Here is a 24,787-nt window from a genome sequence, read left to right as displayed (position 1 = left end):
TCACAAAAGCATGGAATCACCCTTGACGGGGGCGAAAGTCTTCTTTAATATGCAGGCCTCTGTTGCAGAACACGCAGCAGTAAGTAGCAAGTAGCAGTACAGTGCCCACGTGGCGGAATTGGTAGACGCGCATGGTTCAGGTCCATGTGCCGCGAGGTGTGGGGGTTCGAGTCCCTCCGTGGGCACCACAGAATTCCGCAAAAAGCCTTCATGAGCGTAAGCGATTGAAGGCTTTTTTCATTTCCGCCCTCCTCCACTTACGGACGACCGAAGTGCCATGCTCAGGCTGGACAATGCAGAAATAGACTGGATATCGAAATTTGAAATAATTTCACAAAAGCATGGCATTACCCTTGACGGGGTCGGAAGTCTTCTTTAATATGCAGGCCTCTGTTGCAGAACACGCAGCAGTAAGTAGCAAGTAGCAGTACAGTGCCCACGTGGCGGAATTGGTAGACGCGCATGGTTCAGGTCCATGTGCCGCGAGGTGTGGGGGTTCGAGTCCCTCCGTGGGCACCACAGAATTCCGCAAGAGCCTTCTTCAGTACACAACGCGATCTTGAGCGCGTTATAACTGAAGGAGGCTTTTTTCATTTCTGGCACCCAGTTCTGGCACCCAGTTCCGTCACCCTGTTCTGGCGCCGCCCTGCTACACGGCGCCAGTCGGCGAGCTTACTTAGGCCAGCGCAGCGCGCACAGCCTGTTCCAGCGTCTGGGTCGGACGCCCCAACAAGCGACCCAGCACCCCACTATTATCATCCAGCGCACCGTGGGCTGCCCGGGCATCCGAGTCAGCCACCAGCTGCGCCAGTGCTGGCGGCAGGCCTACGTTCAGCAACAGGTCGAGATACGCCTGCTGCGGCATGTTCGCATACGGAATCTGCTTGCCCGTCTGGCGCGACACTTCGGCCGCCAGCTCGGTCAGCGTGAACGACTGGTCGCCAGCCAGTTCGTAGATCGCCTGCGGCGCCGCCGCGCTGGCCAGTACGATGGCCGCTGCTTCGGCATAATCGGCCCGGGCCGCGGCGGCAATGCGGCCATCCGCTGCTGCGCCAGCCAGCGCACCATGTGCAATCGCCGCACCCAGGCTGCCCGTATAGTTTTCCACATACCAGCCATTGCGCAGCAGCGTGTATGGCAGGCCGGAGGCCAGTATCGCTGCCTCGGTTTCGCGGTGTTCGGCAGCCAGGCCCAGCGTCGAGGTATCGGCATGCAGAACGCTGGTATAGGCTAGCAGACCTACTTTGGCGCGTGCGGCTGCATCGATCACATTGCGGTGCTGGGCAACGCGCTGCCCCAGATCATTCGATGAGATCAGCAACACTTTGCTGGCGCCGGCCAGTGCGCGATCGAGCGAAGCGGGATCCGTGTAGTCGGCCTGACGCACTTGCACACCCTGCGCCGCCAGATCGGCCACCTTGCTGACATCGCGCACAGCGGCCACGATGTGCGCAGCAGGCACGCGTTTGAGCAATTGTTCGATCACCAGACGGCCCAGCTGGCCACTTGCTGCAGTAACGATAATCATGTTTTTTTCCTTTGAGTAAGTTCGCGGGGAACTTTCCGCGCGAGTTCAGCCATCATAAATGCTATACTTACGAAATGTAAGTACGCACATTTTAGTTAGTGCCTATGTGCTAGCTGCCGTTCTGACCGGTAAAATAGCGCCAGCACGCCACCTTTGTAACTGGATAGATCATGAACAGCTCCGGCAGTAGCCGCTCCCTACGCAAGGCCATCGCCCGCCTGAATGACCAGCAACCGGCCCAGTTGCTGGCGGCCGAGTGCCCTTCGCGCGCTGTACTGGGGCATATCACCAGCCGCTGGGGTGTGCTGGTGCTGGTGGTGCTGCTCGATGGCACCCATCGATTCAGCCAGCTGCGTCGCGCCATCGGTGGCGTCAGCGAGAAGATGCTGGCTCAGACGCTCGATGGGCTGGTTTATGACGGGCTGGTGCTGCGCGTCGCCCAGCAGGTGGTCCCGCCTCATGTGGAATACAGCCTGACGCCTCTGGGGCGCGAGGCGGCCACCCGGCTGGAGGTACTGGTGGACTGGATAGAAGACAATTTCCCCCTGATACGCGCTGCGCAAGAGGCGGCGGAACAACAAGCGGCTTGACCCCAATGCGCCATCCTGTGACACTGAACATGCGCCCAACTTCCGGTATCTAATCCTTGGCAACTATCATGGCAGCGCTACTCCCCTCTAGTGAGCATCGCCGCATACTGATCGTCAGCGATCCTGTGTATGCTGTAGCTCCGCTGAACACCATGCTGGTACGGCATGGCATGTGGGCCGACAGCCGTGCGGCCACTGATACGCAAGCCGCCGAGGGTGCGGCCGAACATACTGCCCTGCTGATATTTGACCAGACGCTGGACGCCGGGCTCTGCGCGCCATGGCAGCAAGCCGGCATATTGCAGGTGGTCCACTGGGACCTACAACTGGCGCCCGATCTGCTGGCCGAAAAAATCCTGCTGCACCTGCGCATACTCAGCCCCGCCCCCGTCCGTCCGGGCCTGCCCGACAAGGACACGCTGCAAATCAATTACCACCACATGCTGGCCCACTCGCCCGATCCCGTGCTGCTGCTGCACGCGGCCGATCTGGCTATCATCGACAGCAACCAGCATGCGCGCCGCCTGTTCGGCCTGACGGAAGCGGAATTGTTGCAAACCCATTTCGATGCACTCTGCCCGGCCAGCCAGCCCGATGGGGAGGCCACGCAAGTGCGCCTGCAAATCTGTCAGCAGAAAAACGCCAGCGCCACGCCACAGCGCTGCAAGATCACCATGCTGGGCCACCAGAATCAGCCGCTCGAATGCGATGTCGCGCTGGTGCCCGTGACAGTCGATGGCCACGCACTGCTGCATACGCGCATCGTCGATATCAGTTCGGGCCGGCTGGCGGAAGAACTGCGTGAAGGCAAGACCCAGCTACTCGAAATGATCGCCAGCGGTGTGCCACTCAGCACCACGCTGGACCGGCTGATGTTGCTGATCGAGTCGCAAGCGCCACCGGTGCTGTGTACCATCATGCTGGTCGCGGACGACGGCGTGACGATGCAGGCAGTTTCAGCGCCCAGCATGCCGCCAGACTATATGGCCAGCATAGACGGCCTATTGGCCGGCCCCAGCGTAGGCTCCTGTGGTACAGCCATCTACCGCAAGCAGAATGTGGTGGTCAGCGACATCATGACCGATCCGCTGTGGGCGCCCTACAAGGAAATACCGGCCCGATTCGGCCTGCGCGCCTGCTGGGCCACGCCCATCATGGCCACCCCCACCACCGTGCTGGGCAGCTTCGCCATGTATTACCGCGAACCGCGCAGCCCCACGGAGAACGACCAGCAACTGATTGCCGCTGCCACCCAGATCGCCCGCATCGCCGTCAGCAGCACGCGGCGCGAAGCCGAGCTGCAACGCCACCGCGAACATCTGGAAGTGCTGGTGCAGGAACGCACGGCGCAATTACAGCAGGCCAAGGAAGAAGCCGAACACGCCAACGAAGAACTGACCGTAGCGCTGGAAAACCTCAGCATGACGCAGGAAGAGCTGGTCCGGCGCGACAAGCTAGCAGCACTGGGCGCGCTGGTAGCAGGCGTCGCCCATGAACTGAACACGCCGATAGGCAATTGCCTGATCATGGCCAGCAGCATGAGCGAGCGCACGGCCAGCTTGCAGGCCGAACTGGTCAACGGGCTGCGCCGCTCCACCCTGGATAACTATCTGCAGCAGGCCAGCGATGCCGATGCCGTGGTACTGCGCAATCTGAATCGTGCGGCCCAGCTAGTGGCCAGCTTCAAACGCATCGCCGTCGATAGCGACAATGCCCAGCGCGAGCGCTATCTGCTGGCTGACGTACTCCATCTGATACGCCCCGTCATCGAAACAAAACTCAAGCAGCATGGCATCGAGCTGCAGGAAGACGTAGCGGCAGGGCTGGTACTGGACGGTTATCCGGGCCCGCTGGGGCAAGCGCTGGAAAACCTGATCGACAACTGCGTGGTGCATGCGTTCAAAGGGCGCAGCCATGGCACCATACGCTTCCGCGCACAGGGCGGCAGCCAGGATGAAATCATCCTGACCATAGAAGATGACGGCGTGGGCATACCGGAAGCCAGCCTGTCGCGCATCTACGATCCCTTCTTCACCACCCAGCTGGGCGCCGGTGGCTCCGGGCTGGGCCTGTACCGCACGCACAACATCATTACCGGTTTGCTGGGCGGACGCATCGATGTGCAAAGCAGCCCGCAAGGCACACGCTTTACCATACATCTGCCGCTGGTTGCCCCTAACTGAGTGCGCGTAATTTATTCCTATCTGCAAAGAAGTTGCAGCCGTATAATTAGTTCAGGCAGTTAAGCTTCGTGTACCCAGCCCGGAGAACCATACGCTGTGTCCTTACCCGACTCAAAAAAAAGCCCGCCCCTGGCAGCCTGGCGCTGCGAATTCCAGTCCAGCGCCGACGAGCAAGCGTTCCTGCGCCACCATCTGGCTAGCACCCAACGGCAACTCCGCGTCACGCTGGTGATCTGCACGCTGGTCTATCTGGGCTTCAATATCACCGACATCATCTGGCTGGGCTATTCGAGCCAGACTGCCATGCTGGCCGGCGTGCGGCTGGCTGTGGCCGGCGCGGCCATGGGCGGCATACTGGTGCTGCGGCGCTGGCGCGATTCCGTTGCCACCACCCAGCTGGTGGCCAGCATGGCCGAGCTGGTCAGCGGCGGCGGCTTCCTGCTGATCGCGGCGCTGCGCTCCGGCCAGTTTTCCCTGCACGCCATTTCGATGGCCATCGTCATCATTGTGTTTTACATCTATATTCCCAACCGCCTGCTGTATTCGGCGGCGATCGCTATTAGCTGTACGCTGGGCTTCGTGCTACTGGCAGCAGGCATGGGCCATTTGCGGCCGGTCGAGCTGGGCACTATTGCAACCATGTTGGCGCTCACCAATATGTTCGGCTATGTCGCCGCCCAGCGTTACCAGCTGCTGATGCGGCATGAATACACGGCGCAGAATGTGCTCAAGAATCTGTCCATCCGCGATCCGCTGACGGGCTGCTACAACCGGCGCTATCTGCACCAGCAATTGCTGGAAACGGAAATCTCGCGGGCCCAGCGCTATCAGCTGAGCCTGACGGTCATCATGTGCGATCTGGACCACTTCAAGCTCGTCAACGACCGCTACGGCCACCATGGCGGTGATGCAGTCTTGCAACACTTTGCCAGCCTGATGCAAGCCATCACGCGCGAAGGCGTCGACAGTGTGGTGCGCTACGGCGGCGAAGAATTCCTGCTGATCCTGCCGGAAACGGATCTGGCCGGCGGCGAACTGCTGGCGCAGCGCCTGCGGCTGGCCTTGAGTGCCCAGCCCGTTCAATATCAGGATCAGCAGATCAACGCCACCGCCAGCTTTGGCGTGGCCAGTATCAACTTTGGCCGCAGCAGCACAAGCGCCCATATGAATATGATTACGGTGGCGGACGACATGCTGTACGCTGCCAAGAACAGCGGCCGCAACCGTGTGTGCAGCCGCCAGCTCGGATAAATCATGCGCCATATCAAACCCTGGTCGATACTCTGTCTGCTGTGCCTGCTGGCTGCCGCCGTGCAGGCTGGCCCTGCCCCGTGGTATCTGTGGCGCAGCAAGATAGACGGTCAACTGGCCTGCTCGCAGACGCCGCTAGGCCCCGGCTGGGTGCAGGATGCGGGCCCGTTTAAAGATAGCCGTTGCGAAAAGCGCCTGCTTGCTAAATAATGGTTTGCCCGTATGCGGTAGCAAACAATCCGTAGCAAAGTATCAAGCCACACAGAACAAGTCACGCTGCATCCCAACTATCCGAGGAGACTGTATGTTCACCAACCCAGAGCAATTTGCGAACGCCACCAAAGCCTTGTTTGAATTCCAGCTAGAAACCTTTAACACCCTCACCAGCAAAGCCGTGCAGGGGGTAGAACAGGTCGTTGCGCTCAATCTGGCCACGGCCAAAGCGCAGATGGAAGAACAACTGGCGACCAGCAAAGAGCTCAGCCAGAGCAGCGATCCGAAAGCCGCCATGTCGCTGGCAGCGGCCAAGGTACAGCCGGGCATGGCCGGTGCTGCCGCCTACAACGAACAACTGGGTGCCATCATTGCCGAAATCCGCGAAGAATTCAGCCGCGCAGCCGACGCCCACATGACGGAAGCCAAGAGCACGCTGAGCGCCCTGATCTACGACGTAACCAAGAACGTGCGTCCCGGTTCGGAAAATGCCGTACAAATCGTCAAAACCGCGATCGACAACGCGTTTGCCGGCTACGAGCAGGTCACTAAAGCCACCAAGCAGGCCGTCGCTTCGGTGGAAGAGCAAATCGCCAAAGCCAGCGCCTTGGTCGAGCAGAACACGGCCACGCCAGCCAAACCAGCCAAGCCTGCGCGCAGCCGCAAAACGGCCAAATAAGGCCAGTCCCTGCAGTGCGGCCGCGCCTGACGCGGTCGCCTGCCACTGTTCACTGCGCGCGCAACAGGTTTGCCGGATACGAGCGGAAGCGCTACACTGTATATAAAAACAGTTATCGCTTTTAGCGCCCGTCATGAACCGCGTGCTCGACAATCCCCTGTATTACCTCGACAACTTCGAACTGGTGCTGCGCTGGATAGGCGAGCGCTACGACGACCTACTGGCGCAGGACGAGCGGGATTTCCTCGCCACCTACCATAGCCTGCCCCAGGCTTCGCGGGCCCTGCTGGTGCGCATGGTGATGCGCAAAGGCACGCTGTTCCGCGCCTCCAAACTGGTGTACGAGGAAATCGGCGACACCCAAGACGCCGCACTGCCGCTGGTGCAACGGGGCTTGGTGGCCACCGATCCCCTGCTCTCGCTGGAAGAACTGTTTGAACTGCTGCAGAAGCCCGAAATCACCGAGGTATTCCAGCTAACGCCGGCCCTGCGCCAGCTGCGCAAGGCCGACCAGCTGGCAGCACTGCAGCCGCAGTTCGATAGGCCGCAGCACTATACGGACTGGTGCGGCGCAACCAGCGACCCTTGCTACCGCAACCTGATCCAGCCCCTGTGCGACCGCCTGCGCCTTATCTTTTTCGGTAACTTCTATCAGGACTGGACCGAGTTCGTGCTGTCCGATCTGGGTATCTACCAGTATGAAAAAGTCGACTTCTCGCCGGCTGCGCGGGGCTTTCGCAACCGCCGCGACATCGACGATTTCCTCGCCCTGCACAACTGCTACGAACGCTTCAATGCCGGCGCGGACTACAGCGACGTGATCGCCGACCTGCCGCCCTGCGCCGACGATAACGAGTGGCTGCGCAGCCGGCGCCACAAATTCCTGTTCCAGATCGCCCAGCATCTGGAAAAGCAGCAGGACTGGCCCGCCGCCTACCTGCTGTACGCCGACAGCCTGTATCCGGGCGCCCGCGCGCGCGCCATCCGTGTGCTGGAAAAAGATGGGCGCAGCGGCCCCGCCTATGCGCTGCTGCAGCAAGCCATGCAGGCGCCCGAAAGCGCAGCCGAACGCCAGCAACTGCTGCGCATGGCGCCACGACTCGCGCGCGCCGTGGGCCAGCCAAAACCGGCCCGCGTAGAGCAGGCCCAGCCGCAGCGCATCGATCTGCAGCTAGCGCCACCGGCCGTCGCCACCTATGTGGAGCTGGTGGTGCGCGAACACCTGCATCAGGATGCAGCGCCCGTGTACTACGTGGAAAATGCGCTGATCAACTCACTGTTTGGCCTGCTGTGCTGGGACGCCATCTTTAGCCCCATCCCGGGCGCCTTCTTCCATCCCTACCACCGCGCGCCGGCCGATCTGCATAGCGCCGATTTCCGCCAGCGCCGCCGCAGCCAGTTCGAGGCGGCATTAGGGCAACTGGAAGATGGCCGCTACCGCGCCACCATCCTGGCCAACTACAGCGCCAAGGCCGGCATCCAGTCGCCCTTCGTCTACTGGGAAACGCTGGACGAAGAACTGCTGCAACTGGCGCTGGACTGCATTCCGCCATTGCATCTGCGCCGCGCTTTCGAACGCATCCTCGACGACATCAAGGCCAACCGCAGCGGCTTCCCCGACCTGATCCAGTTCTGGCCCGAACAGCAGCGCTACACCATGATAGAGGTGAAAGGCCCGGGCGACCGGCTGCAGGACAACCAGCTGCGCTGGATCGAATACTGCACCGAACACGCGATGCCCGTCGCCGTGTGCTATCTGCAATGGACGCAATGAAGCGCTACACCATCGCCGTGCGTGCGCTGTGCGAGTTCACGGCCAAAACCGGCGACCTCGATCTGCGCTTTACGCCCTCGCCCACGGCGCAGGAAGGCATGGCCGGACATGCCACCGTTACGGCACGGCGCGGCAGCCACTACCAACGCGAACTGGCGCTGGCCGGCGACTTTGGCCCGCTGCATGTGCGCGGCCGTGCCGATGGCTACGACAGCGCGGCGCAGCGGCTGGAAGAAATCAAGACCTATAGAGGCGATCTCACGCGCATGCCCGACAACCAGCGCCAGCTACACTGGGCTCAGGCCAAAGTATATGGCCATCTGCTGTGCGCGAGTCAGGCTCTGACCCAGATCACGCTGGCACTGGTGTATTTTGATGTCGGCAGCCAGAAGGAGACCATGCTGCAGCAGGAGTACAGCGCAGCAGAGCTCAAGAACTATTTCGAACAGCAGTGCGAACGATTCCTGCAATGGGCCGCACAGGAAATGGCTCACCGCAGCGCCCGCGATGCCCAGCTCGAGCAACTGGCCTTTCCCTATGCGGGCTTCCGTCCCGGCCAGCGCGAACTGGCGGCCGCCATGTACACCGCCAGCAAACGCGGCGTATGTCTGCTGGCACAAGCCCCCACCGGCATCGGCAAATCCGTCGGCAGCCTGTTCCCCATGCTCAAGGCCGCCGCCCAGCAGCAGACCGACAAAGTATTCTTCCTGGCTGCCAAAACGCCGGGGCGCCAGCTCGCGCTCGATGCCGTTCAGGTGATCCGCGCCAGCGCCGCGCTGCTGCCGCTACGCACACTGGAACTGGTGGCGCGCGACAACGCCTGCGTCCATCCCGAACTGGCCTGCCACGGCGAATCCTGCCCGCTGGCGCGCGGCTTCTATGATCGCCTGCCGGCCGCCCGTCAGGCCGCGCTCGACGTCTGCCTGCCCGCGCAGCAGCAGCGCATACTCGACCGCCAGACGCTGCAAGACATCGCGCTGGCACATCAGGTCTGCCCCTACTATCTGGGCAGCGAGCTGGCGCGCTGGTGTGACGTCATCGTGGGCGACTACAACTACTATTTCGATCAGAGCGCCATGCTGCACGGCCTGACAGTGATGAATGACTGGAAGGTCAGCGTGCTGGTGGACGAAGCCCACAACATGGTGTCGCGCGCGCGCAAGATGTATAGCGCCGACATGAGTCACAGCAGCTTGCGCGTGCTGCGCAAGATCGCGCCGGAAGCCTTGAAGAAACCGCTGGACCGCGTGCAGCGCCAGTGGAATCAACTGGTCAAGGAACAGCAGGCCGACTATCAGGCCTATGCCGAACTGCCGGAAAAATGGCTGGGCGCCTTGCAGACGGCGGCCAGCGCCATCAGCGATTACCAGAACGAACACCCCACTTATAACGAACCGCTGCTGCAGGAGTTCTATTTCAACGCCCTACAATTTACCCGGCTGGCAGAAAGCTTTGGTCCCCATGCCTTGTTCGACATCGAAAAGCGCGCGGGCCGCAGCAGCGCGCACAGCGACAGCACGCTGTGCATCCGCAACATCGTACCCGCACCGTATCTGGCGCCGCGCTTCCAGCTCAGCCACTGCAGCGCCCTGTTCTCGGCCACGCTCAGCCCGTGGAACTACTTTCACGATCTGCTCGGCATGCCCGACAGCACGGCATGGGTGGATGTGGAATCGCCGTTCGTGGCCGAGCAGCTCAGCGTCAAAGTGGCCGCCCACATCTCCACCCGCTACCAGCAGCGGCAGCAATCGCTACTGCCTATCGCCCATCTGATGGGACAGCAGTACGCCACGCAGCGCGGCAACTATCTGGCTTTCTTCAGCAGCTTCGACTACATGGAAAAAGCCGCGCAAACTCTGGCCGAACACTACCCGGATATCCCGCAGTGGTCACAGACGCGCCGCATGGACGAAGCGGCACGCGCTGACTTCCTCGCCCGCTACACGCCGGATAGCTGCGGCATAGGCTTCGCCGTGCTCGGTGGCGCTTTCGGTGAAGGGGTAGACCTGCCCGGTGCTCGGCTGATCGGCGCGTTCGTCGCCACGCTGGGCCTACCGCAGGTCAATCCCGTCAACGAGCAGATACGCGAGCGCATGGACAGTCTGTTTGGCGCCGGCTATGACTACACCTACACCTATCCCGGCATGCAGAAAGTGGTGCAGGCTGCGGGCCGCGTGATCCGCACCCAGACTGACCGCGGCACCGTCTACCTGATCGATGACCGCTTCGGCCGCCCTGAACTACGCGCACTGCTGCCCGCATGGTGGCACGTCGAATAGCTCGTATTGCGGCACGGCGCAGCAGCTTATCCGCAGCCAGCGATCAACTGCGTTCCGGCACTGCGCTGGCCGGTGCAACGCACAGTACCAACAGCCAGAGCGCAAACGACAGGGCGCGCTGGATGCCGACAAAGGCCAGCACATACAGCACCCATTGGGCGCTGTTGTAAGGCTGGATCAAGCCCGCAGCGCCGACCAGATAATTGGTCAGGATGGCCGCCAGTGCCGTTACCGGTGCAATGAACCACCATTTACGCTCAAGTTTGGAATACATATGTGATACTCAAAAAGGAAAGTTGAAAAAAGCCGCCGGCAGCAACGCTGCTGCCCGCTTGCGCCACGCGGCCGGCTACTGCAGCACCGCCCGTATCTTCTGGTAGCCGCTACGGCTGACCGGCACCTTGCTGCCATCACGCAGCACAGCCACATAACTATCGCGCGTGGCCTGTTCTATCCGCTCCACGCAGGCGATGTTGACGATCCACGAACGGTGGATGCGCATGAACTGCTCGCCGTCGAGCTGCTCCTCCAGTTCGGCCATGCGCTGGTTCTTCAGGTAGTTGCGCCCCTCCGAACGGATCTGCACATAATCATCCTGCGCTTCGATCACGTCTATCTTGTCGCAGGTGATCACATGCACCTTGGCGCCATCGCGTATCAGCACGCGGCCCAGCGGCCGCTGGCGCGCCACCGCTTCCTTCACCATATTCGCCACGGCCGCATCGCCCGCAGCGCCACTGGCGGCCAGATTCGCGCGTGCATGGGCCAGTGCCTGATCGAAGCGCTGCTGGCTGAAAGGCTTGAGCAGATAGTCGAGCGCATGGAAATCGAAGGCCTTGATGGCATACTGATCGAACGCGGTGGCAAAGATGTAGCGCGTCTTGTTCCCGGCCAGTTCCGCCACTTCAAAGCCATCCAGCTTGGGCATCTGGATATCGAGGAACACCAGATCCGGCGCCAGCTCCGTAATCGCCTTCACGGCTTCGAAACCGTTGGCACATTCGGCCACCACCTCCACATCGGGGTGCTCGGCCAGATACTCGCGCACCACCCCGCGCGCCAGCATTTCATCGTCGACGATAATGATACGCATCGCTGTCTAGTCTCCCTCGCCTGTCTGTGCAGGCATCGTAATCTCCACCGCAAAGCGCTGGTCCTGCTGGCCCCAGTGGATGCTCGCTTCATGTTTGTAGACGCCCGCCAGACGCTGGCGCACATTGCTCAGACCTATGCCATGTCCGTCGCGCTGCACAGCCCCGGCGTCGGGATCAACCGGATTCTCCACCCGTATCTGCAGCATGGAACCGGAGCGCCTAGCCGTCAGCACAATCACACCGCCTTCCGGCAGATTGCAGATGCCATGCTTGACGGCGTTTTCCACCAGCGGCTGGATGATCATGGGCGGCACCAGACAGTCATCGGCCTGTTCGCCCACCTGCTCGCTGATCTGCAGGCGCTCGCCGAAACGTATCTGTTCGATCGCGAGGAAGTGGCGGATCAGCTTCAGTTCCTCGCCCAGCGTAACCTTTTTATGCGCTTCCATGCCCAGACTCTGGCGGAAGAAGCTGGCCAGTTCCAGCGTCATGCGGCGCGCGGCCTTGGCGTCCTGCGAAGTCAGCGCACTGATGGAATTGAGGCTGTTGAACAGGAAGTGCGGATCGATCTGGGTGCGCAGCATGCGCAGCTCGGCTTCCTGCGCCATCAGCAGCGATTCCAGTTCGCGCTGTTCGGCCTGTTTGGCACGCACAAACTCGATCACCAGATAATGCAGCGCGGCGGCAAAGCCATATAGCAGCACGCCCAGTCCTACCACGGTGGCCGCCAGTTGCGGCCCCAGCACGATGCCGGCCCAGCTCACGCCCAGTGCCAGACACGCGCTATTCCACAACTGCCCGGCCCCCAGCCACAGCAGGCCCGACACCATGGCCGCCATCAGCAGCACCAGTACGATGGCGCCCTCGCTACGGCCGCTGAGCGGATAGGCGCGGCACAGATAGTGCGCCGAGTAGCCCGCCACAAACGCATACAGCACATGCATGGGAATCGCGAACAGCAGCGCATTGGCCAGCGGTGCCACCTTGGCCAGCACCAGCACGCTGCCGAACGCGCTACCGAGGCATAGCCAGACCAGCAGATAGATCTGGCTACCGCGCCGGTTGAGGTTTAGCCCCTGCATGCTCAGTTACGCACTTCCAGACCGCCCATGATGGCGTAGCCGCGTACGATCAGACGTTTCTCCTGGGTCGGCGGTACGATGGTCTTCTCTTCGAAGCCGCCCATAATCGGCGTGCCTTCGAGTTCCACCGTCCAATCGGCCGGCACCTTGATAGTGATGCCGCCAAACATGGCAAACACATTCAGCACAGCCACACTGTTGATCGAACTCTGGCGCAGGTCCAGCTCGCAGCCACCGAATACGGCCGTCACTTCACCGCCACGGAAATCCGGCGTGGTGACGCGGCGCTGGAAGCCGCCCAGGATGGCGGTGATATTCAGCAGCGCATCGTCGCTACCCTTGTCCAGACTGATGCGGCCATCTTCGAACAAGGACTTGCCCGTGCCCGATTTGAACACGACCGACAGCCCGGCCAGAATCAGCATCAGTGGCCAGAGCGCGCGCCAGCTTAGCTGGATAATGCCTATGTCGTGCAGGAAGATCACGCCGCCGAACAGGATCAGACCGCCGCCGACGATGGCGCCACCGGCCGTACGGGTCTGCAGCATTTTGAGGATGCCGAAGAAGATCAGCGCCGTGGGCCACAGGTGCAGCGTGAAATCGAGATCGAGTAGGCCGATATTATCGAGCAGGAAAATCAGGCCGATGACGATGACGAACAGGCCTACCACCATTTGCGAGGCCGGATTACGTGGACGCGGGGTTCTCATGCTTGCTCCTTGATCGAGGCGTGGATATTGTCCAGCAGGGGGCGCAGCATCAGGCACACACCCCAGGCGATCAGCAGTGCCGGCCAGGTCTCACCAAAGCCTACACCCCAGATGCGGTTGAAGGAAACATACCACCAGCCAGCGAAGAAAATCTCCCACAGGCCGTTGGAAAAATGCTTGGCCGTGGTGGGCGGAATCATCTTGATCACGCCGCTGATCACCAGCAGCCATGGCCAGTAGCGCCATAACTGGGCCAGATTGAATTCGAGCTGGATCAGTTCGATCTGGTCCAGCAGCAGGACGGCGCCGGCGGCGATCATCACGATGCCCCAGATCATCTGTTTGCGCCAGCGATAAGCAGTGTGTACAGTCATGTCAGTCTCCTGTTGCGGTATGGTTAGCACGATACCGCGCCGCCACTGGCGGCGAAACCGCTATTCGGCCAATGACGGAAATCCACCGGTGAATGACGCAGACTTACAGTTTTTCCCGTAAAAAGCCAAGGAAGCACTGGATGCGCTGGGCGAGCTGGGTATTGCGGAAGTAGACCGCGCAGATCTGCCGGGTCTGGCCATTATTCGCCTCAGCCAGTAAGGGCACTAGCCGTCCGGCCGCCACATCGGCCGCCGTCAGATAATCGGCCAGGCAGACGATACCCTGACCGCGCAACGCCAACTGGCGCCGCGTTTCATCGCTGGAAGCCACCAGTGCCGCCACGATGGGCAGGCTGTTGCCGCCGCCATGGCGCAGCGGCCAAAGCTGCTCGGCGCCATGCTGGCCTTCGCCTATCAGGGTATGGCCGGCCAGATCTTCCGGCACTTGGGGAGTACCGTGTTCAAGCAGGTACTCCGGGCTGGCCAGCACCTGCAGCGGCGAATTGGCCAGCACTTGCGCGTGCTGGGCCGGATCTTCCGGCAGGCCGACGCGGATCGCAATATCGGTACGCTGCTCAAACACTTCGCTGAGCTGCTCATTGCTATTGAGCTCGAGTCGGATGTCGGGATAACGCTGGCGGAACTCGGCCAGATGGGGCACCACGCAATGCAGCATGAAGGCCGAATCAGCCGATACGCACAGCCGCCCGGCCGGCTTCTGCTGGCGGATGCGGATGGATTCTTCTGCTTCTTCCATGGCGCCGAGGATGGCGCGCGCCTGATCGAGGAAAATCTGGCCTTCTTCCGTGAGTTCCATGCGGCGCGTGGTACGGGTCAGCAGCGAGGTCGCCAGCTTGTCTTCCAGCCGCGATAGTGCACGGCTCACGCCAGAAGTAGTCTGGCCCAGATGAACGGAGGCAGCGCTCAGAGTGCCGCTGTCGATTACGGTAATAAACGTCTTCAGATCATCGGAATTGATTTCCACGTGCACTCTACCCTAGAAAATTACTGTTACCGGATATGCTCAGGCGACATACAGTAGCACCGCCCCATAGTGGCAGGCACTGCCGCCCAGCACAAACAAATGCCAGACTCCATGGCCATACGACCATTTGTGGTCCGTCACGAAAAACACGATGCCCGCCGTGTACACCAGACCACCAGCGGCCAGCCAGGCAAAACCATCCCAGCCCAGCGCCTGTACCAGCGGACTGGCGCCGATCACGGCCACCCAGCCCATGGCGACATAAATCACCAGCGACAACACCCGCGCGCCGCGTGCAAACAGCAACTCCTGCACGATGCCCACTAGCGCCAGCGTCCACACCACGCCGAATAGCGACCAGCCCCACGGCCCGCGCAGGCTGACCAGCGTGAACGGCGTATAGCTGCCGGCGATCAGCAGGTAGATAGCGCAGTGGTCCATCTTGCGCAGTATCTGCTTGGCACGCCCGCGCAGGCTGTGGTACAGCGTCGAGATCAGATACAGCGCCAGCAGCGTGACCGCATAGACACTGAAACTGACCACCTTCCACGCGTCGCCGCTGCGCGCTGCCAGCACCACCAGCAAAGTGCCGCCTATCGCAGCCAGCGCCGCGCCGACTGTATGGGTGATGCTGTTAAACCGTTCGCCGTAGTACATGCCAATTCCAATGAGTGCAGTCGATGGCCTGATTGCCATCGCTAGTTCATTGTATTGCACTGCACCAGCCGTGCCCCGAGCACTCCTTCTAAAACGCCCGCCAGATTGATACTTAGTAAAAAACTAAGCATATCATAATAAAAATTGAAATAAAACAATGTTACAAATTTTTATACAAAAACTGGGGCAAGATCTTTGCGCGGAGCGCAAGCATGGGAGCGTGGCGACGGATGTGGTAAGGTGGTCGCCATGAATCCGTTTGCCCAGCCCGACCCGCTCAGTGCGCCTGCAGCACAACCCTATCAACGTTGCATGGTGCTGGGCGGGGGCGGCTTCCGTTTCGGCATCTATATCGGCATGTATGCGGCCCTGCGCGCGGCCGGGCAGGCGCCCGATGTGCTGCTGGCCAGTTGCGGTGGCGCGATTGCGGCCACCATCATCCACCACCTGCCTGATCCGGCGGCCCAGCGCGCGTGGCTGTCGTCGCAGGCCATGTACCAGTTCTGGTGCAGCCTGCGCTCGACGCCGCAAGCCAATCTGGCCGGTACGCTGCTGGCAGCCGCACGGCGCAAACTCTCGAGCGCCAACGCGCCCGTGATACCCGATCTGTTCGGCGACTATCTGTTCGAAATTCCGCCCCAGCTGCCCTTCCCGCCCGACAGCGGCCAGCCCGAAGTGGCGGTTGCCATCATAGGCGGCAAGCTGCTGTTCGATGCCAGCGAGATCGGCCAGCCGCGCCGCGAGCGCAAACTGTTTGCCGAAACGGTGTTCTGCGATGCGCGCAGCGCCGCCCTGCTGGCGCATATGAAGGCCCCGCTCAGTTCAGCGCGCTGGGGCCAGCATGCGATCGCCAACGAATTGCTGCTGGAACAGGGCGCGACGCTGGATCAGGCCGCGCGTATTTCCATCGCCGATATGTATTACTTCCGCTGCCAGCCCTACAACGGCGACGAATACATAGGCGGCGTACTTGATCTATTTCCCGTCGAAATAGCGCGCCGGCTCGGACATGAAGTGATTATGGAATTCAAGGAAGCGTTTGATCAGGTGTTTTCCATCCCGGCATGGCGCGCCGTGCTGGGCATCAACGGCAATGCCCGTCTGCGCTATGCCAACACCCATCTGGCCGATATCCGCATCGACAGTTCCGACGTGTCGCATACGCTGGCACGCCAGCAGCTGCAGCAGAAGCTACACTGGCGGCGCAACCGCATCGAGCTGACCATGCCGCCCACCTACGAGGAATTTGTGCGTTTCATGGATGACCAGTGGCAGTTTGGCTATGACCGGGCCGAGGAAGCCCTGCGCCACCCGCGTGGCCAGCATCCGCCCGGCATCCGCCGCGCCACCCGCCACAGCAAGCCGCTGCGCAGTGTGCGCAGCTAGGCGCTAGCGACACAACTGGCGCCAGTTCTGCTCGAATTCTTCCGGCGCCACATCCTGCGCCAGCAGGGTCAGGTCGCGTGCTACGGCGATATAGCGCTGATAGCCGATGTAGCCGCCAAACGCATCCTTGGTATTGACTTCGCCGCAAGGAGCACCGCCCTTGCCGATGAACTGGTTGCGGAACTGGGCCGCAGCGGGCTCCAGCACCTTTTCTTTCACGTATTTTTCACCCTGACTGGTGAGCGTGGCCACATCTTCCTGATGCTGCTGGGCAGCACTCTTGCCGCAGGCTGCCAGCGTCAGCATCAGGGCCGACGCCAAAGCGAGCCGGCTCAGACCTCTCATGACGTTTATTAACATCATCATATTTTCTCTTTTATAACAGTTTCAGGAAAATTATCCACGAAAACACTGTGTCCCGCCAGACATAACGCGGCAGAGGCTTGCATTGTTGACAGGCCGGGTATTTGTTACTATCACCAGCTTTACAGCCAGCTCAGGAGAACCCATGTCCCATCCGCTACCCGCCCGCCTGCTACAGGCACTGTTTGCTTGCGCCATGCTGCTCACCAGTGCCGCCCAGGCCGCCGCTGCCAGCGCCGATAAGCTGGCCCATGTCACCATCCTCGCCACTGGCGGCACCATCGCCGGTAGCGGCGCCACCAGCACCACCACGGTAGGCTACACGGCTGCCACGGTAGGCGTGGACCGTCTGATCCAGGCCGTGCCCGAGCTGGCCAAAGTGGCGCAGGTAAAAGGCGAACAGGTATTCCAGATCGCCAGTGAAAACATGAGCAACGAGCACTGGCTCACGCTGGCCAAGCGCGTCAACACTTTGCTGGCCCAGCCTGACGTGGATGGCATCGTCATCACCCATGGCACCGATACGCTGGAAGAAACCGCCTACTTCCTCGATCTGGTGGTGAAGAGCAAGAAGCCCGTGGTGCTGGTGGGCGCCATGCGTCCGGGCACGGCCCTGTCGGCTGACGGCCCTATCAACCTGTACAACGCCGTGCTGCTGGCTGCCAGCCAGGACGCAGTCGGCAAAGGCGTGCTGGTGGCCCTGAATGACCAGATCCATGCGGCGCGCGACGTGACCAAAACCAATACCTCGACGCTGGACAGCTTCAAGACGCCGGAACTGGGCATGCTCGGCTACATTCAGGGCAACAAGCCTTATTTCTACCATGTGTCGACCCGCAAGCACACGGTCGATACGGAGTTTGATATCAGCAAACTGGATGCCCTCCCGCAGGTCGACATCGTCTACGGCTACGCCAACATGGGCCCGGCCGCACTGAATGCCGTGGTAGCCAGCGGCGCCAAAGGGGTGATCCATGCCGGCGTGGGCGATGGTAGCCTGGCCGGTAAAGTGCTGCCGGCGCTGAAAGCGGCGCGCCAGCAAGGCGTGCTGATCGTGCGCGCCAGCCGCGTCGGCCAGGGCATCGTGGCCCGCAACGGCGAAGCCAATGATGATGAACTGGACTTCGTGGCGGCCGATACGCTGAACCCGCAGAAAGCCCGCATCCTGCTGATGCTGGCCCTGACCCGCAGCACGGACAGCAAGGAAATCCAGCACATGTTCTACCGCTACTGATGCTGCAGTAACTAGCTGTCTGATCCGCCGCCGGCGCCCGCCGGCAGCGGATATTCCGGCCGCGCCATGCGGAACAGGCTGTCGGGCTGGATCTCAAAATAATCGGCCGGGCCGCCACCGCGCAAGATGGTCTGCGAACCGGACGTGTCATACACGCCATCCTTGAGCAAGGCCCGGGCGATATGCACGCCTACCACCTCCCCCAGTATCAGCCAGGCGTCGGTGTCCTGTCCGGCCGCCGTTTTGAGCCGCACGATCTGGCTGCAGCGGCACTCGAACGCGACCGGACTTTCGGCCACGCGGGGCGGCTGCACCAGTTGTGACGCCAGCGGCGTGACGCCAGCCAGCCCAAACTCATCCACTTCCGGCGGCGCTGCGGCGCAGCTCAGGTTCATGGCCTCGGCCAGCGGACGGGTGGCCAGATTCCACACGAATTCACCGCTGTGCTCGATATTCCGCAGCGTATCCTTGCGCCCCAGACTGGAAAAACCGATCAGCGGCGGCGTGTAATTGAAGGCATTGAAAAAACTGTAGGGCGCCAGATTGCGTACGCCATCAGCCCCCAGCGTGGAAATCCAGCCTATCGGACGGGGGCCGATGATGGCGTTGAACGGATCGTGCGGCAAGCCATGGCCGTGCGCAGGCTGGTAAAAGTAGCTGTCGTGCATGTACTCATCCTCTCAAGCAAATATGATCAGCCGAAACCGCCACCGGTACGACTACGAGTATGATACCCATATGAAACGGCTTTTCTTACTATTCGTCACCGTCTGTTGCCTTGGCCCAGCCCAAGGCGGTGAGCTGGTGTTTGTCGTTTCTACCGGGACCGCCATGCCCCACACAGAGTTCCAGCAAGGCCAGCTGACCGGCGGCCTGATCAAGGCCTTGGGCGACGCACTGGCGCAGGAACTGGGCCTGAGCGCGCGCTACCTGCTAGTGCCGCGCAAGCGGCTGGAAGCACCGCTGCGCGATGGCAAGGCCGATGTGGTGTGCGATATGCGTCCCGAATGGCTGGACGGCAAGGACTGGCAATGGTCGGAAACCGTCTTTGCCAACCATGAAATCGTCGCCACACGGCGCGATACGGCGGCCATCCGCAGCATCTACGAATTGCGCCGCCAGCGCGTCGGCACCATCCTCGGCTACCGTTATCCCCACGTGGAGCAGCCGTTGGACGATGAATTCACCCGTGACGATGCCGCCAATAACGACCAGAATCTGGCCAAACTGTTGCGCAAACGCTTCACCTACATGATCACCAACAGCCTGTATTACGACTACCAGCGCAAAGTACATCCGGAACGGGCGGCCCTGAATCCGCTCACCTACACCGTGTGGAGCTTCGACACCTATTGTGCCCTGCCGGCACAGGGCAAGCTCAGCCTCGCAACTTTGGACCACGCCCTCCAGTCACTCAAAAAGCGCGGGCGTATCCAGGCCATACTCGACCATTTCCGACCACCGCGCCGTACGGCACAATAATCTGCACTGACGACCGTGATGGCAAACTTACGCTTGCCATTCAGAAAATCAAGCGCTTGCTCGGTATTGAAAATGCAGCAATAATGACTTCCATAAAAAATATGGGAGACTGCCAGCATGACGGAAGCCGACGTAAGTTTGATCCAGCGCACTTTTGCAGCACAACAAGCCACCGCCCTGCGCTGGCGCCTGTCCACGCTAGCCGAACGCAAGGCCCGCCTGACGCGCCTGCGCGACGCCATGATGGCCCAGCGGGAAGCGTTCTACACGGCGTTTGCGGCCGATTACCGCAAATCGCCGGCCGAGGTGGAAGCATCCGAATTCCTGCCCGTGATGGACGAAATCCGCCACGCACTCGGTTCGCTCAAGCGCTGGATGAAACCGCGCGGCCACTGGCCCACCAGCACCATGCTGGGCACGCGTGCCTCGGTAGAATACCAGCCGCGCGGCCGCGTGCTGATCATCGCGCCGTGGAACTACCCGCTAAGCCTGTGCTTCGGCCCGCTGGTCTCCGCACTCGCTGCCGGCAACACGGCCATGATCAAACCGTCCGAAATGACGCCCGCCGTCTCGGCCCTGATGGCACGCATCATTGCCGACATTTTCCCGCAGGAAGAAGTCGCCCTGTTCGAAGGCAGCCAGCCAACCGCACAGGCCCTGCTCGATCTGCCGTTCGACCACATTTTCTTCACCGGCTCGCCGGCCGTGGGCAAGCTGGTCATGGCTGCCGCCGCGCGCCACCTGAGCAGCGTCACGCTGGAACTGGGCGGCAAATCGCCTACCATCGTCGATGCCAGCGCCAACCTGACGCTGGCCGCCGAAACCCTGATGTGGGGCAAATTCCTCAACAACGGCCAGACCTGCGTGGCGCCCGACCACGTCTACGTCCATGCCAGCGTGAAGAGCGCCTTCGTGCAAGCCTGCCGCAACGTCCTGCAGCAGCGCTACGGCGCTGATGGCAGTGCACGTCTGAACAATCCCGACCTGACCCGCATCGTCAACCGCCGCCACACGGAACGCGTGGCCGGCCTGCTGACCGATGCGCTACAGCGCGGCGCCGTGCTGAGCACGGGCGGGCTGACGGATCTGGACCAGTGCTATGTGGCGCCTACCCTGCTGGAAGATATTCCGGCCGATGCCAACATCATGTCGGAAGAAATCTTTGGTCCGCTGTTGCCCATCATCGCCTATGACGACATTGATCAGGTCATCGCCAGCATCAATGCCGCGCCCAAGCCGCTGGCCCTGTATGTCTGGAGCACGCACAAAGAACAGATCCGCCAGATCGTCGCGCAGACCAGCTCGGGCGGCGTATGCATCAATCACTGCGTGGCGCATTTTGCCCATGGCAACCTACCCTTCGGCGGCGTCAATAATTCCGGCATAGGCAGTGCACACGGCGAATACGGCTTCAAAGCCATGTCGCACGAACGCGCCGTGCTGCGCGCGACCCCGCTGATGCTGATCAAGCTGTTCTTCCCACCCTACACGGCGGCGCGCCAGCGCCTGATCCGGCTGGTGGTCGATACGCTGCGTCTGCCGAAACTGTAATCGGCCGGTTGTTAACAAATTCTGTGGATAAGGCTGTTAACAAAGCCAACCCGACCAGAATAACTCGCTGTTTTCAAAAGGAAAAATCTCGCTGCGTAAAAATTTCGCAGTCAAAGTTATCCACTGCGATTACACTAGTCGGGTTCGCCTTACTTGACGCAAGGAACCCATGACACTGCGCGCCCGCCCCCTGCTGACCACCCTGACACTCTCGCTCGCGCTAGGCCTCGCGCTGGCACAGCTACCCGCCGCTGCTGCCGCAGCCGATGCCGCTGCGCCACGCTACAGCCTGCGCGAGCACTACACCAAATACGAATTCCGCATCCCCATGCGCGATGGCGTACGCCTGTTCACGGCCGTCTACGTGCCCAAGGATGCCAGCAAAACCTATCCCTTCCTGATCCAGCGCACGCCGTATAGCGCCGGCGTGCAGGCCGACGGCCAGCTGCACTACGGCGTGGACTACTACCCCGAGCACATCGGCCCGGCCCAGGAGTTCGAGGACAGCGGCTACATCTTCGTCAAGCAGGATGTACGCGGGCGCTACATGTCGGAAGGCAAATGGGTGGAAATGACCCCGCACGCGGCCAGCCAGCGTGCCGCCGGCCAGGGCAATGAAAGCCAGGACATGCACGATACGGTGGAATGGCTGCTGAAAAACGTAGCCAACCACAATGGCAAAGTCGGCATACTGGGCACCTCCTATCCCGGCTTCTACACTTCGGCCAGCATCATCGATTCCCATCCGGCCATCAAAGCTGCCTCGCCGCAGGCGCCCGTCACCAATCTGTACATGAATGACGACTCCTACCATGGCGGCGCCTTCATGCTGGCGGCCAACTTCGATTTCTATTCGGCGTTTGTGGAAGCCCCCAACCCCACTCCGCTGCCCAAGACCTGGGAGCGCTTCGACTATGGCGAGGCGGATGGCTACGATTTCTTCCTCAAGCATCTGACCCTGTCGAATATCACGGCCACCCTGAGCCCCACCCAGCGCGCGCTGCTGATGCCCACCATCGAACACAGTACCTATGACGAGTTCTGGAAGCAGCGCGACATCGTGCCGCACCTGAAAAACATCAAGGCAGCCGTGCTCACCGTGGGCGGCTGGTATGACGCGGAAGACCTGCAAGGGCCGCTCAGCACGTATAGCGCCATCAAGCGCAACAACCCCGCCATCTACAGCGGTCTGGTGATGGGGCCGTGGTCGCACGGCGCCTGGAACCGCGCCGATGGCCAGAGCCTCGGCTATGTGAAATTCGATGCCAAGACGGGCGCCTACTTCCGCAGCAACATCCTGTACCCGTTCTTCGAACAGCATCTGAAAGGCAAGAACAACAAGGGCGTGGCCGAAGTCTATGCCTTCGAGACGGGCAGCAATGTGTGGCGCAACTACCCTGCATGGCCGCCCCAGCAGGCCAAAACCCGCACCCTGTATCTGGCGCCGGACGGCAAGCTGGGCTGGACTCAGCCGGCCGCCGGTGCCGAGTTCGACGAATACGTGGCCGACCCGCTCAAGCCCGTGCCCTACACGGCCTATCCGGCTCAGGGTGTGCCCAAGGAATACATGGTGGGCGACCAGCGCTTTGCCGCCTCGCGTCCCGACGTGCTGACCTACCGCAGCGAGATTCTGGAAGAGGATGTCACGCTGGCCGGCCCCATCAAGCCGCGCCTGTTTGTCTCCACCACGGGCACCGATGCCGACTGGATCGTCAAACTGATAGACGTCTATCCGGCCGAGTATCCGCACAGCGACGATGGCGCAGCGCGCCCCAACGACGTGCCGAAACCGGCGCTGACCATGGCCGGCTTCCAGCAACTGGTGCGCGGTGATCCGCTGCGCGGCAAATTCCGCAACGGCTACGAAACGGCGCAGCCCTTCACGCCGGGCAAGGTAGAGGCCATCAACTTCAGCATGAGCGATGTCAACCACACCTTCCGCCGTGGCCACCGCATCATGGTGCAGATCCAGAGTTCATGGTTCCCGCTGGTGGACCTGAATCCGCAGACTTTTGTCGACATTCCAAAGGCCAAGCGGGAAGACTTCCGCAAAGCCACCCAGCGCATCTACCACGCGCCTTCGATGTACTCCGGCATCGAAGTACAAGTACTGGGCAAATAAGCCCATTCCCGCCGGAACGGCAGCCAGCCTGCCCGCTCCGGCCCCGCCTCCGCTTCCGCCCAAGTATGCGCACGGTACGCCAGCAGCCTCCCCTTATGGCGCGACTCGCTGTATGCTGCGAGCAATACAGAAATATTTGATCCACATCAATGAACTGGACACCCCAAAACAGCGACACTGGGCACCGTCTGACGCACACGGCGCAGTGAGAAAACAGTAGCGCACAACGGGGGCAGTTCCCCACCACCACCGCACCATGAAACAACGCTTGAACCAGCAAGCCCGTCACGTCCCGAATTCCCGCCTGCCCGCCCTGAACCGCCGGCAGGCTAAGGCTGTTTGCAGCCGCACTTTGCAACTGGCCGCAGGCCTGAGCCTGGCATTTGCCGCCATGACGGTGCAGGCCACGCCCGCCGGCAGCCTGCCGCCCGCGCCAGCGCTCAGTTCCGCCACACCGGCGATGCTGGCCAGCGTCACGCTGGAACAACTGAGCAGCAGCGAACTGCGCGAACGTATCGCGGCCGGCAGTACCACCGTCATCGTCCCGGTCGGCGGCACGGAGCAGAGCGGCCCCTATCTGGTGCTGGGCAAACACAATGTGCGCGCGCTGTATCTGGCCCAGCACATTGCCCTCAGACTGGGCCACACCATCGTCGCGCCCGTCGTCGCCTATGTACCGGAAGGCGAGATCAAGCCGCCGGCTGGCCACATGCGTTTTAGCGGCACCATCTCGATCCCGGAAGCCACTTTCGAGTCGCTGCTCGAAGCCACGGCGCGCAGCCTGCGCCAGCACGGCTTCCGCGACGTCATTTTCATCGGCGACCATGGCGGCTACCAGAAGAACCTGAGCAAGGTAGCGCAGAAACTCAATCAGAGCTGGGCCGCCGATGCAGGCTGCCGTGCCTATGCGCTGCTCGACTACTATCAGGCCGCCCAGTCCACCTATGTGGCCGAACTGAAAAGCCGCGGCTATAGCGAAGCCGAAATCGGCACCCATGCGGGACTGGCCGACACCGCGCTGACGCTGGCCGTCGACAAGTCACTGGTACGCAGCGACGCCATGGCACGTCAGCCCAAGCCGGGAGCGGCCGATGGCGTGCAGGGCGACCCGCGCCGCGCCAGCGCCGAACTGGGCCAGCTAGGCCTGCAGCGCATCGTCGACAGTTCAGTCACCCGCTTACGTAACTATTTAAACGAGCGCGAATCGCGCGCCTCCACCTCCAGCCATAGGAACTAATGTGAACACTCCA

23 protein-coding genes and 2 tRNA genes are annotated in these 24,787 nt (G+C 61.5%); 15 read left to right on the top strand and 10 right to left on the bottom strand.

The genetic code is table 11. The annotated features are described in order from the left end of the window. The first annotated feature begins 103 nt into the window (after positions 1–103). Together GM655_RS06315 and GM655_RS06310 are read left to right on the top strand one after the other, a co-directional pair. Positions 104–188, top strand: a tRNA-Leu gene (locus GM655_RS06315). Between the two features lie 246 nt (positions 189–434). Next, positions 435–519: transfer RNA gene (locus tag GM655_RS06310), tRNA-Leu, on the top strand. 157 nt (positions 520–676) lie between these two features. On the opposite strand, the gene GM655_RS06305 is transcribed toward GM655_RS06310, so the two are convergent. After that, positions 677–1,528: an NmrA family NAD(P)-binding protein gene (locus tag GM655_RS06305; RefSeq protein WP_155433694.1), complete on the bottom strand. Its 852-nt coding sequence runs from the start codon at positions 1,526–1,528 to the stop codon at positions 677–679. Positions 1,529–1,698: 170 nt separating this feature from the next. On the opposite strand from GM655_RS06305, the gene GM655_RS06300 reads away from it, so the two are divergent. The 7 genes from GM655_RS06300 to GM655_RS06270 all read left to right on the top strand — a co-directional run bounded on the left by GM655_RS06300 (position 1,699) and on the right by GM655_RS06270 (position 10,497). Further along, a complete protein-coding gene (locus GM655_RS06300; protein ID WP_155433693.1) occupies positions 1,699–2,118 on the top strand; it encodes a winged helix-turn-helix transcriptional regulator in 420 nt (139 codons plus the stop codon). A 68-nt stretch (positions 2,119–2,186) separates the two neighbouring features. After that, positions 2,187–4,301, top strand: coding sequence for a GAF domain-containing sensor histidine kinase (locus tag GM655_RS06295; protein ID WP_155433692.1), 2,115 nt, complete (start codon positions 2,187–2,189; stop codon positions 4,299–4,301). Positions 4,302–4,397: 96 nt separating this feature from the next. Beyond that, on the top strand, positions 4,398–5,552 hold the full coding sequence (locus tag GM655_RS06290) for a GGDEF domain-containing protein (RefSeq protein WP_371866719.1): 1,155 nt from the start codon (positions 4,398–4,400) through the stop codon (positions 5,550–5,552). Between the two features lie 3 nt (positions 5,553–5,555). After that, positions 5,556–5,762 carry a hypothetical protein gene (locus GM655_RS06285; protein WP_155433691.1) on the top strand — a complete coding sequence of 69 codons (207 nt, stop codon included), beginning with the start codon at positions 5,556–5,558 and terminating at the stop codon, positions 5,760–5,762. Between the two features lie 94 nt (positions 5,763–5,856). After that, positions 5,857–6,444 (top strand): phasin family protein, encoded by a 588-nt coding sequence (locus GM655_RS06280; RefSeq protein WP_155433690.1) that lies wholly within the window; start codon positions 5,857–5,859, stop codon positions 6,442–6,444. A 133-nt stretch (positions 6,445–6,577) separates the two neighbouring features. Next, entirely contained in the window at positions 6,578–8,218 is a 1,641-nt protein-coding gene (locus GM655_RS06275; protein ID WP_155433689.1) for a VRR-NUC domain-containing protein, read from the top strand. Then, entirely contained in the window at positions 8,206–10,497 is a 2,292-nt protein-coding gene (locus GM655_RS06270; RefSeq protein ID WP_155433688.1) for an ATP-dependent DNA helicase, read from the top strand. Before GM655_RS06275 ends, GM655_RS06270 begins: the two co-directional genes overlap by 13 nt. Before the next feature lie 43 nt (positions 10,498–10,540). Here the strand turns inward: GM655_RS06270 and GM655_RS06265 are convergent, their stop codons facing one another. The 7 genes from GM655_RS06265 to trhA all read right to left on the bottom strand — a co-directional run bounded on the left by GM655_RS06265 (position 10,541) and on the right by trhA (position 15,399). Beyond that, positions 10,541–10,771 (bottom strand): hypothetical protein, encoded by a 231-nt coding sequence (locus GM655_RS06265; RefSeq protein ID WP_155433687.1) that lies wholly within the window; start codon positions 10,769–10,771, stop codon positions 10,541–10,543. 75 nt (positions 10,772–10,846) lie between these two features. Continuing rightward, positions 10,847–11,590 (bottom strand): LytR/AlgR family response regulator transcription factor, encoded by a 744-nt coding sequence (locus tag GM655_RS06260; protein WP_155433686.1) that lies wholly within the window; start codon positions 11,588–11,590, stop codon positions 10,847–10,849. Positions 11,591–11,596: 6 nt separating this feature from the next. Beyond that, positions 11,597–12,673 (bottom strand): sensor histidine kinase, encoded by a 1,077-nt coding sequence (locus GM655_RS06255; RefSeq protein ID WP_155433685.1) that lies wholly within the window; start codon positions 12,671–12,673, stop codon positions 11,597–11,599. A 2-nt stretch (positions 12,674–12,675) separates the two neighbouring features. Continuing rightward, positions 12,676–13,383: a LiaF transmembrane domain-containing protein gene (locus GM655_RS06250; RefSeq protein WP_196308712.1), complete on the bottom strand. Its 708-nt coding sequence runs from the start codon at positions 13,381–13,383 to the stop codon at positions 12,676–12,678. Further along, on the bottom strand, positions 13,380–13,757 hold the full coding sequence (locus tag GM655_RS06245; protein WP_155433684.1) for a LiaF transmembrane domain-containing protein: 378 nt from the start codon (positions 13,755–13,757) through the stop codon (positions 13,380–13,382). The genes GM655_RS06250 and GM655_RS06245 overlap by 4 nt, the downstream gene beginning before the upstream one ends. A 103-nt stretch (positions 13,758–13,860) precedes the next feature. Further along, complete coding sequence (locus tag GM655_RS06240; protein WP_371866718.1) at positions 13,861–14,742, bottom strand: LysR family transcriptional regulator; 882 nt, start codon at positions 14,740–14,742, stop codon at positions 13,861–13,863. Between the two features lie 39 nt (positions 14,743–14,781). Beyond that, positions 14,782–15,399 carry a PAQR family membrane homeostasis protein TrhA gene (gene trhA, locus GM655_RS06235; RefSeq protein ID WP_155433683.1) on the bottom strand — a complete coding sequence of 206 codons (618 nt, stop codon included), beginning with the start codon at positions 15,397–15,399 and terminating at the stop codon, positions 14,782–14,784. 249 nt (positions 15,400–15,648) lie between these two features. Between trhA and GM655_RS06230 the strand changes: the two genes are divergently transcribed. Next, positions 15,649–16,785, top strand: coding sequence for a patatin-like phospholipase family protein (locus tag GM655_RS06230; protein ID WP_229632392.1), 1,137 nt, complete (start codon positions 15,649–15,651; stop codon positions 16,783–16,785). A 3-nt stretch (positions 16,786–16,788) separates the two neighbouring features. Here GM655_RS06230 and GM655_RS06225 read toward each other — a convergent pair whose 3' ends face one another. Beyond that, positions 16,789–17,151, bottom strand: coding sequence for a hypothetical protein (locus GM655_RS06225; protein ID WP_229632391.1), 363 nt, complete (start codon positions 17,149–17,151; stop codon positions 16,789–16,791). A 142-nt stretch (positions 17,152–17,293) separates the two neighbouring features. On the opposite strand from GM655_RS06225, the gene GM655_RS06220 reads away from it, so the two are divergent. Then, positions 17,294–18,382: a type II asparaginase gene (locus GM655_RS06220; protein ID WP_155433682.1), complete on the top strand. Its 1,089-nt coding sequence runs from the start codon at positions 17,294–17,296 to the stop codon at positions 18,380–18,382. A gap of 11 nt (positions 18,383–18,393) precedes the next feature. Here the strand turns inward: GM655_RS06220 and GM655_RS06215 are convergent, their stop codons facing one another. Further along, positions 18,394–19,050, bottom strand: coding sequence for a flavin reductase family protein (locus tag GM655_RS06215; protein WP_155433681.1), 657 nt, complete (start codon positions 19,048–19,050; stop codon positions 18,394–18,396). A gap of 163 nt (positions 19,051–19,213) precedes the next feature. On the opposite strand from GM655_RS06215, the gene GM655_RS06210 reads away from it, so the two are divergent. The 4 genes from GM655_RS06210 to GM655_RS06195 all read left to right on the top strand — a co-directional run bounded on the left by GM655_RS06210 (position 19,214) and on the right by GM655_RS06195 (position 24,774). Next, complete coding sequence (locus tag GM655_RS06210; protein ID WP_229632390.1) at positions 19,214–19,864, top strand: substrate-binding periplasmic protein; 651 nt, start codon at positions 19,214–19,216, stop codon at positions 19,862–19,864. A gap of 117 nt (positions 19,865–19,981) precedes the next feature. Then, positions 19,982–21,415: an aldehyde dehydrogenase family protein gene (locus GM655_RS06205; RefSeq protein WP_155433679.1), complete on the top strand. Its 1,434-nt coding sequence runs from the start codon at positions 19,982–19,984 to the stop codon at positions 21,413–21,415. A gap of 169 nt (positions 21,416–21,584) precedes the next feature. Continuing rightward, positions 21,585–23,537 carry a CocE/NonD family hydrolase gene (locus tag GM655_RS06200; protein ID WP_155433678.1) on the top strand — a complete coding sequence of 651 codons (1,953 nt, stop codon included), beginning with the start codon at positions 21,585–21,587 and terminating at the stop codon, positions 23,535–23,537. Between the two features lie 256 nt (positions 23,538–23,793). After that, positions 23,794–24,774 (top strand): creatininase family protein, encoded by a 981-nt coding sequence (locus tag GM655_RS06195; protein WP_229632389.1) that lies wholly within the window; start codon positions 23,794–23,796, stop codon positions 24,772–24,774. The last annotated feature ends 13 nt before the right edge of the window (positions 24,775–24,787 follow it).

It is taken from the genome of Pseudoduganella danionis, from assembly GCF_009720775.1.
GTDB classification, from domain to species: Bacteria; Pseudomonadota; Gammaproteobacteria; order Burkholderiales; family Burkholderiaceae_D; genus Rugamonas; species Rugamonas danionis.
This window is presented reverse-complemented; position numbering and strand designations above follow the sequence as displayed.

What these genes read in the sequence shown, in the direction of transcription:
- GM655_RS06305 (WP_155433694.1), bottom strand. Translation starts at nt 1,528, where the DNA reads ATGATTATCGTTACTGCAGCAAGTGGCCAGCTGGGCCGTCTGGTGATC.
- GM655_RS06300 (WP_155433693.1), top strand. Translation starts at nt 1,699, where the DNA reads ATGAACAGCTCCGGCAGTAGCCGCTCCCTACGCAAGGCCATCGCCCGC.
- GM655_RS06295 (WP_155433692.1), top strand. Translation starts at nt 2,187, where the DNA reads ATGGCAGCGCTACTCCCCTCTAGTGAGCATCGCCGCATACTGATCGTC.
- GM655_RS06285 (WP_155433691.1), top strand. Translation starts at nt 5,556, where the DNA reads ATGCGCCATATCAAACCCTGGTCGATACTCTGTCTGCTGTGCCTGCTG.
- GM655_RS06280 (WP_155433690.1), top strand. Translation starts at nt 5,857, where the DNA reads ATGTTCACCAACCCAGAGCAATTTGCGAACGCCACCAAAGCCTTGTTT.
- GM655_RS06275 (WP_155433689.1), top strand. Translation starts at nt 6,578, where the DNA reads ATGAACCGCGTGCTCGACAATCCCCTGTATTACCTCGACAACTTCGAA.
- GM655_RS06270 (WP_155433688.1), top strand. Translation starts at nt 8,206, where the DNA reads ATGGACGCAATGAAGCGCTACACCATCGCCGTGCGTGCGCTGTGCGAG.
- GM655_RS06265 (WP_155433687.1), bottom strand. Translation starts at nt 10,771, where the DNA reads ATGTATTCCAAACTTGAGCGTAAATGGTGGTTCATTGCACCGGTAACG.
- GM655_RS06260 (WP_155433686.1), bottom strand. Translation starts at nt 11,590, where the DNA reads ATGCGTATCATTATCGTCGACGATGAAATGCTGGCGCGCGGGGTGGTG.
- GM655_RS06255 (WP_155433685.1), bottom strand. Translation starts at nt 12,673, where the DNA reads ATGCAGGGGCTAAACCTCAACCGGCGCGGTAGCCAGATCTATCTGCTG.
- GM655_RS06250 (WP_196308712.1), bottom strand. Translation starts at nt 13,383, where the DNA reads ATGAGAACCCCGCGTCCACGTAATCCGGCCTCGCAAATGGTGGTAGGC.
- GM655_RS06245 (WP_155433684.1), bottom strand. Translation starts at nt 13,757, where the DNA reads ATGACTGTACACACTGCTTATCGCTGGCGCAAACAGATGATCTGGGGC.
- trhA (WP_155433683.1), bottom strand. Translation starts at nt 15,399, where the DNA reads ATGTACTACGGCGAACGGTTTAACAGCATCACCCATACAGTCGGCGCG.
- GM655_RS06230 (WP_229632392.1), top strand. Translation starts at nt 15,649, where the DNA reads ATGAATCCGTTTGCCCAGCCCGACCCGCTCAGTGCGCCTGCAGCACAA.
- GM655_RS06225 (WP_229632391.1), bottom strand. Translation starts at nt 17,151, where the DNA reads ATGATGATGTTAATAAACGTCATGAGAGGTCTGAGCCGGCTCGCTTTG.
- GM655_RS06220 (WP_155433682.1), top strand. Translation starts at nt 17,294, where the DNA reads ATGTCCCATCCGCTACCCGCCCGCCTGCTACAGGCACTGTTTGCTTGC.
- GM655_RS06215 (WP_155433681.1), bottom strand. Translation starts at nt 19,050, where the DNA reads ATGCACGACAGCTACTTTTACCAGCCTGCGCACGGCCATGGCTTGCCG.
- GM655_RS06210 (WP_229632390.1), top strand. Translation starts at nt 19,214, where the DNA reads ATGCCCCACACAGAGTTCCAGCAAGGCCAGCTGACCGGCGGCCTGATC.
- GM655_RS06205 (WP_155433679.1), top strand. Translation starts at nt 19,982, where the DNA reads ATGACGGAAGCCGACGTAAGTTTGATCCAGCGCACTTTTGCAGCACAA.
- GM655_RS06200 (WP_155433678.1), top strand. Translation starts at nt 21,585, where the DNA reads ATGACACTGCGCGCCCGCCCCCTGCTGACCACCCTGACACTCTCGCTC.
- GM655_RS06195 (WP_229632389.1), top strand. Translation starts at nt 23,794, where the DNA reads ATGAAACAACGCTTGAACCAGCAAGCCCGTCACGTCCCGAATTCCCGC.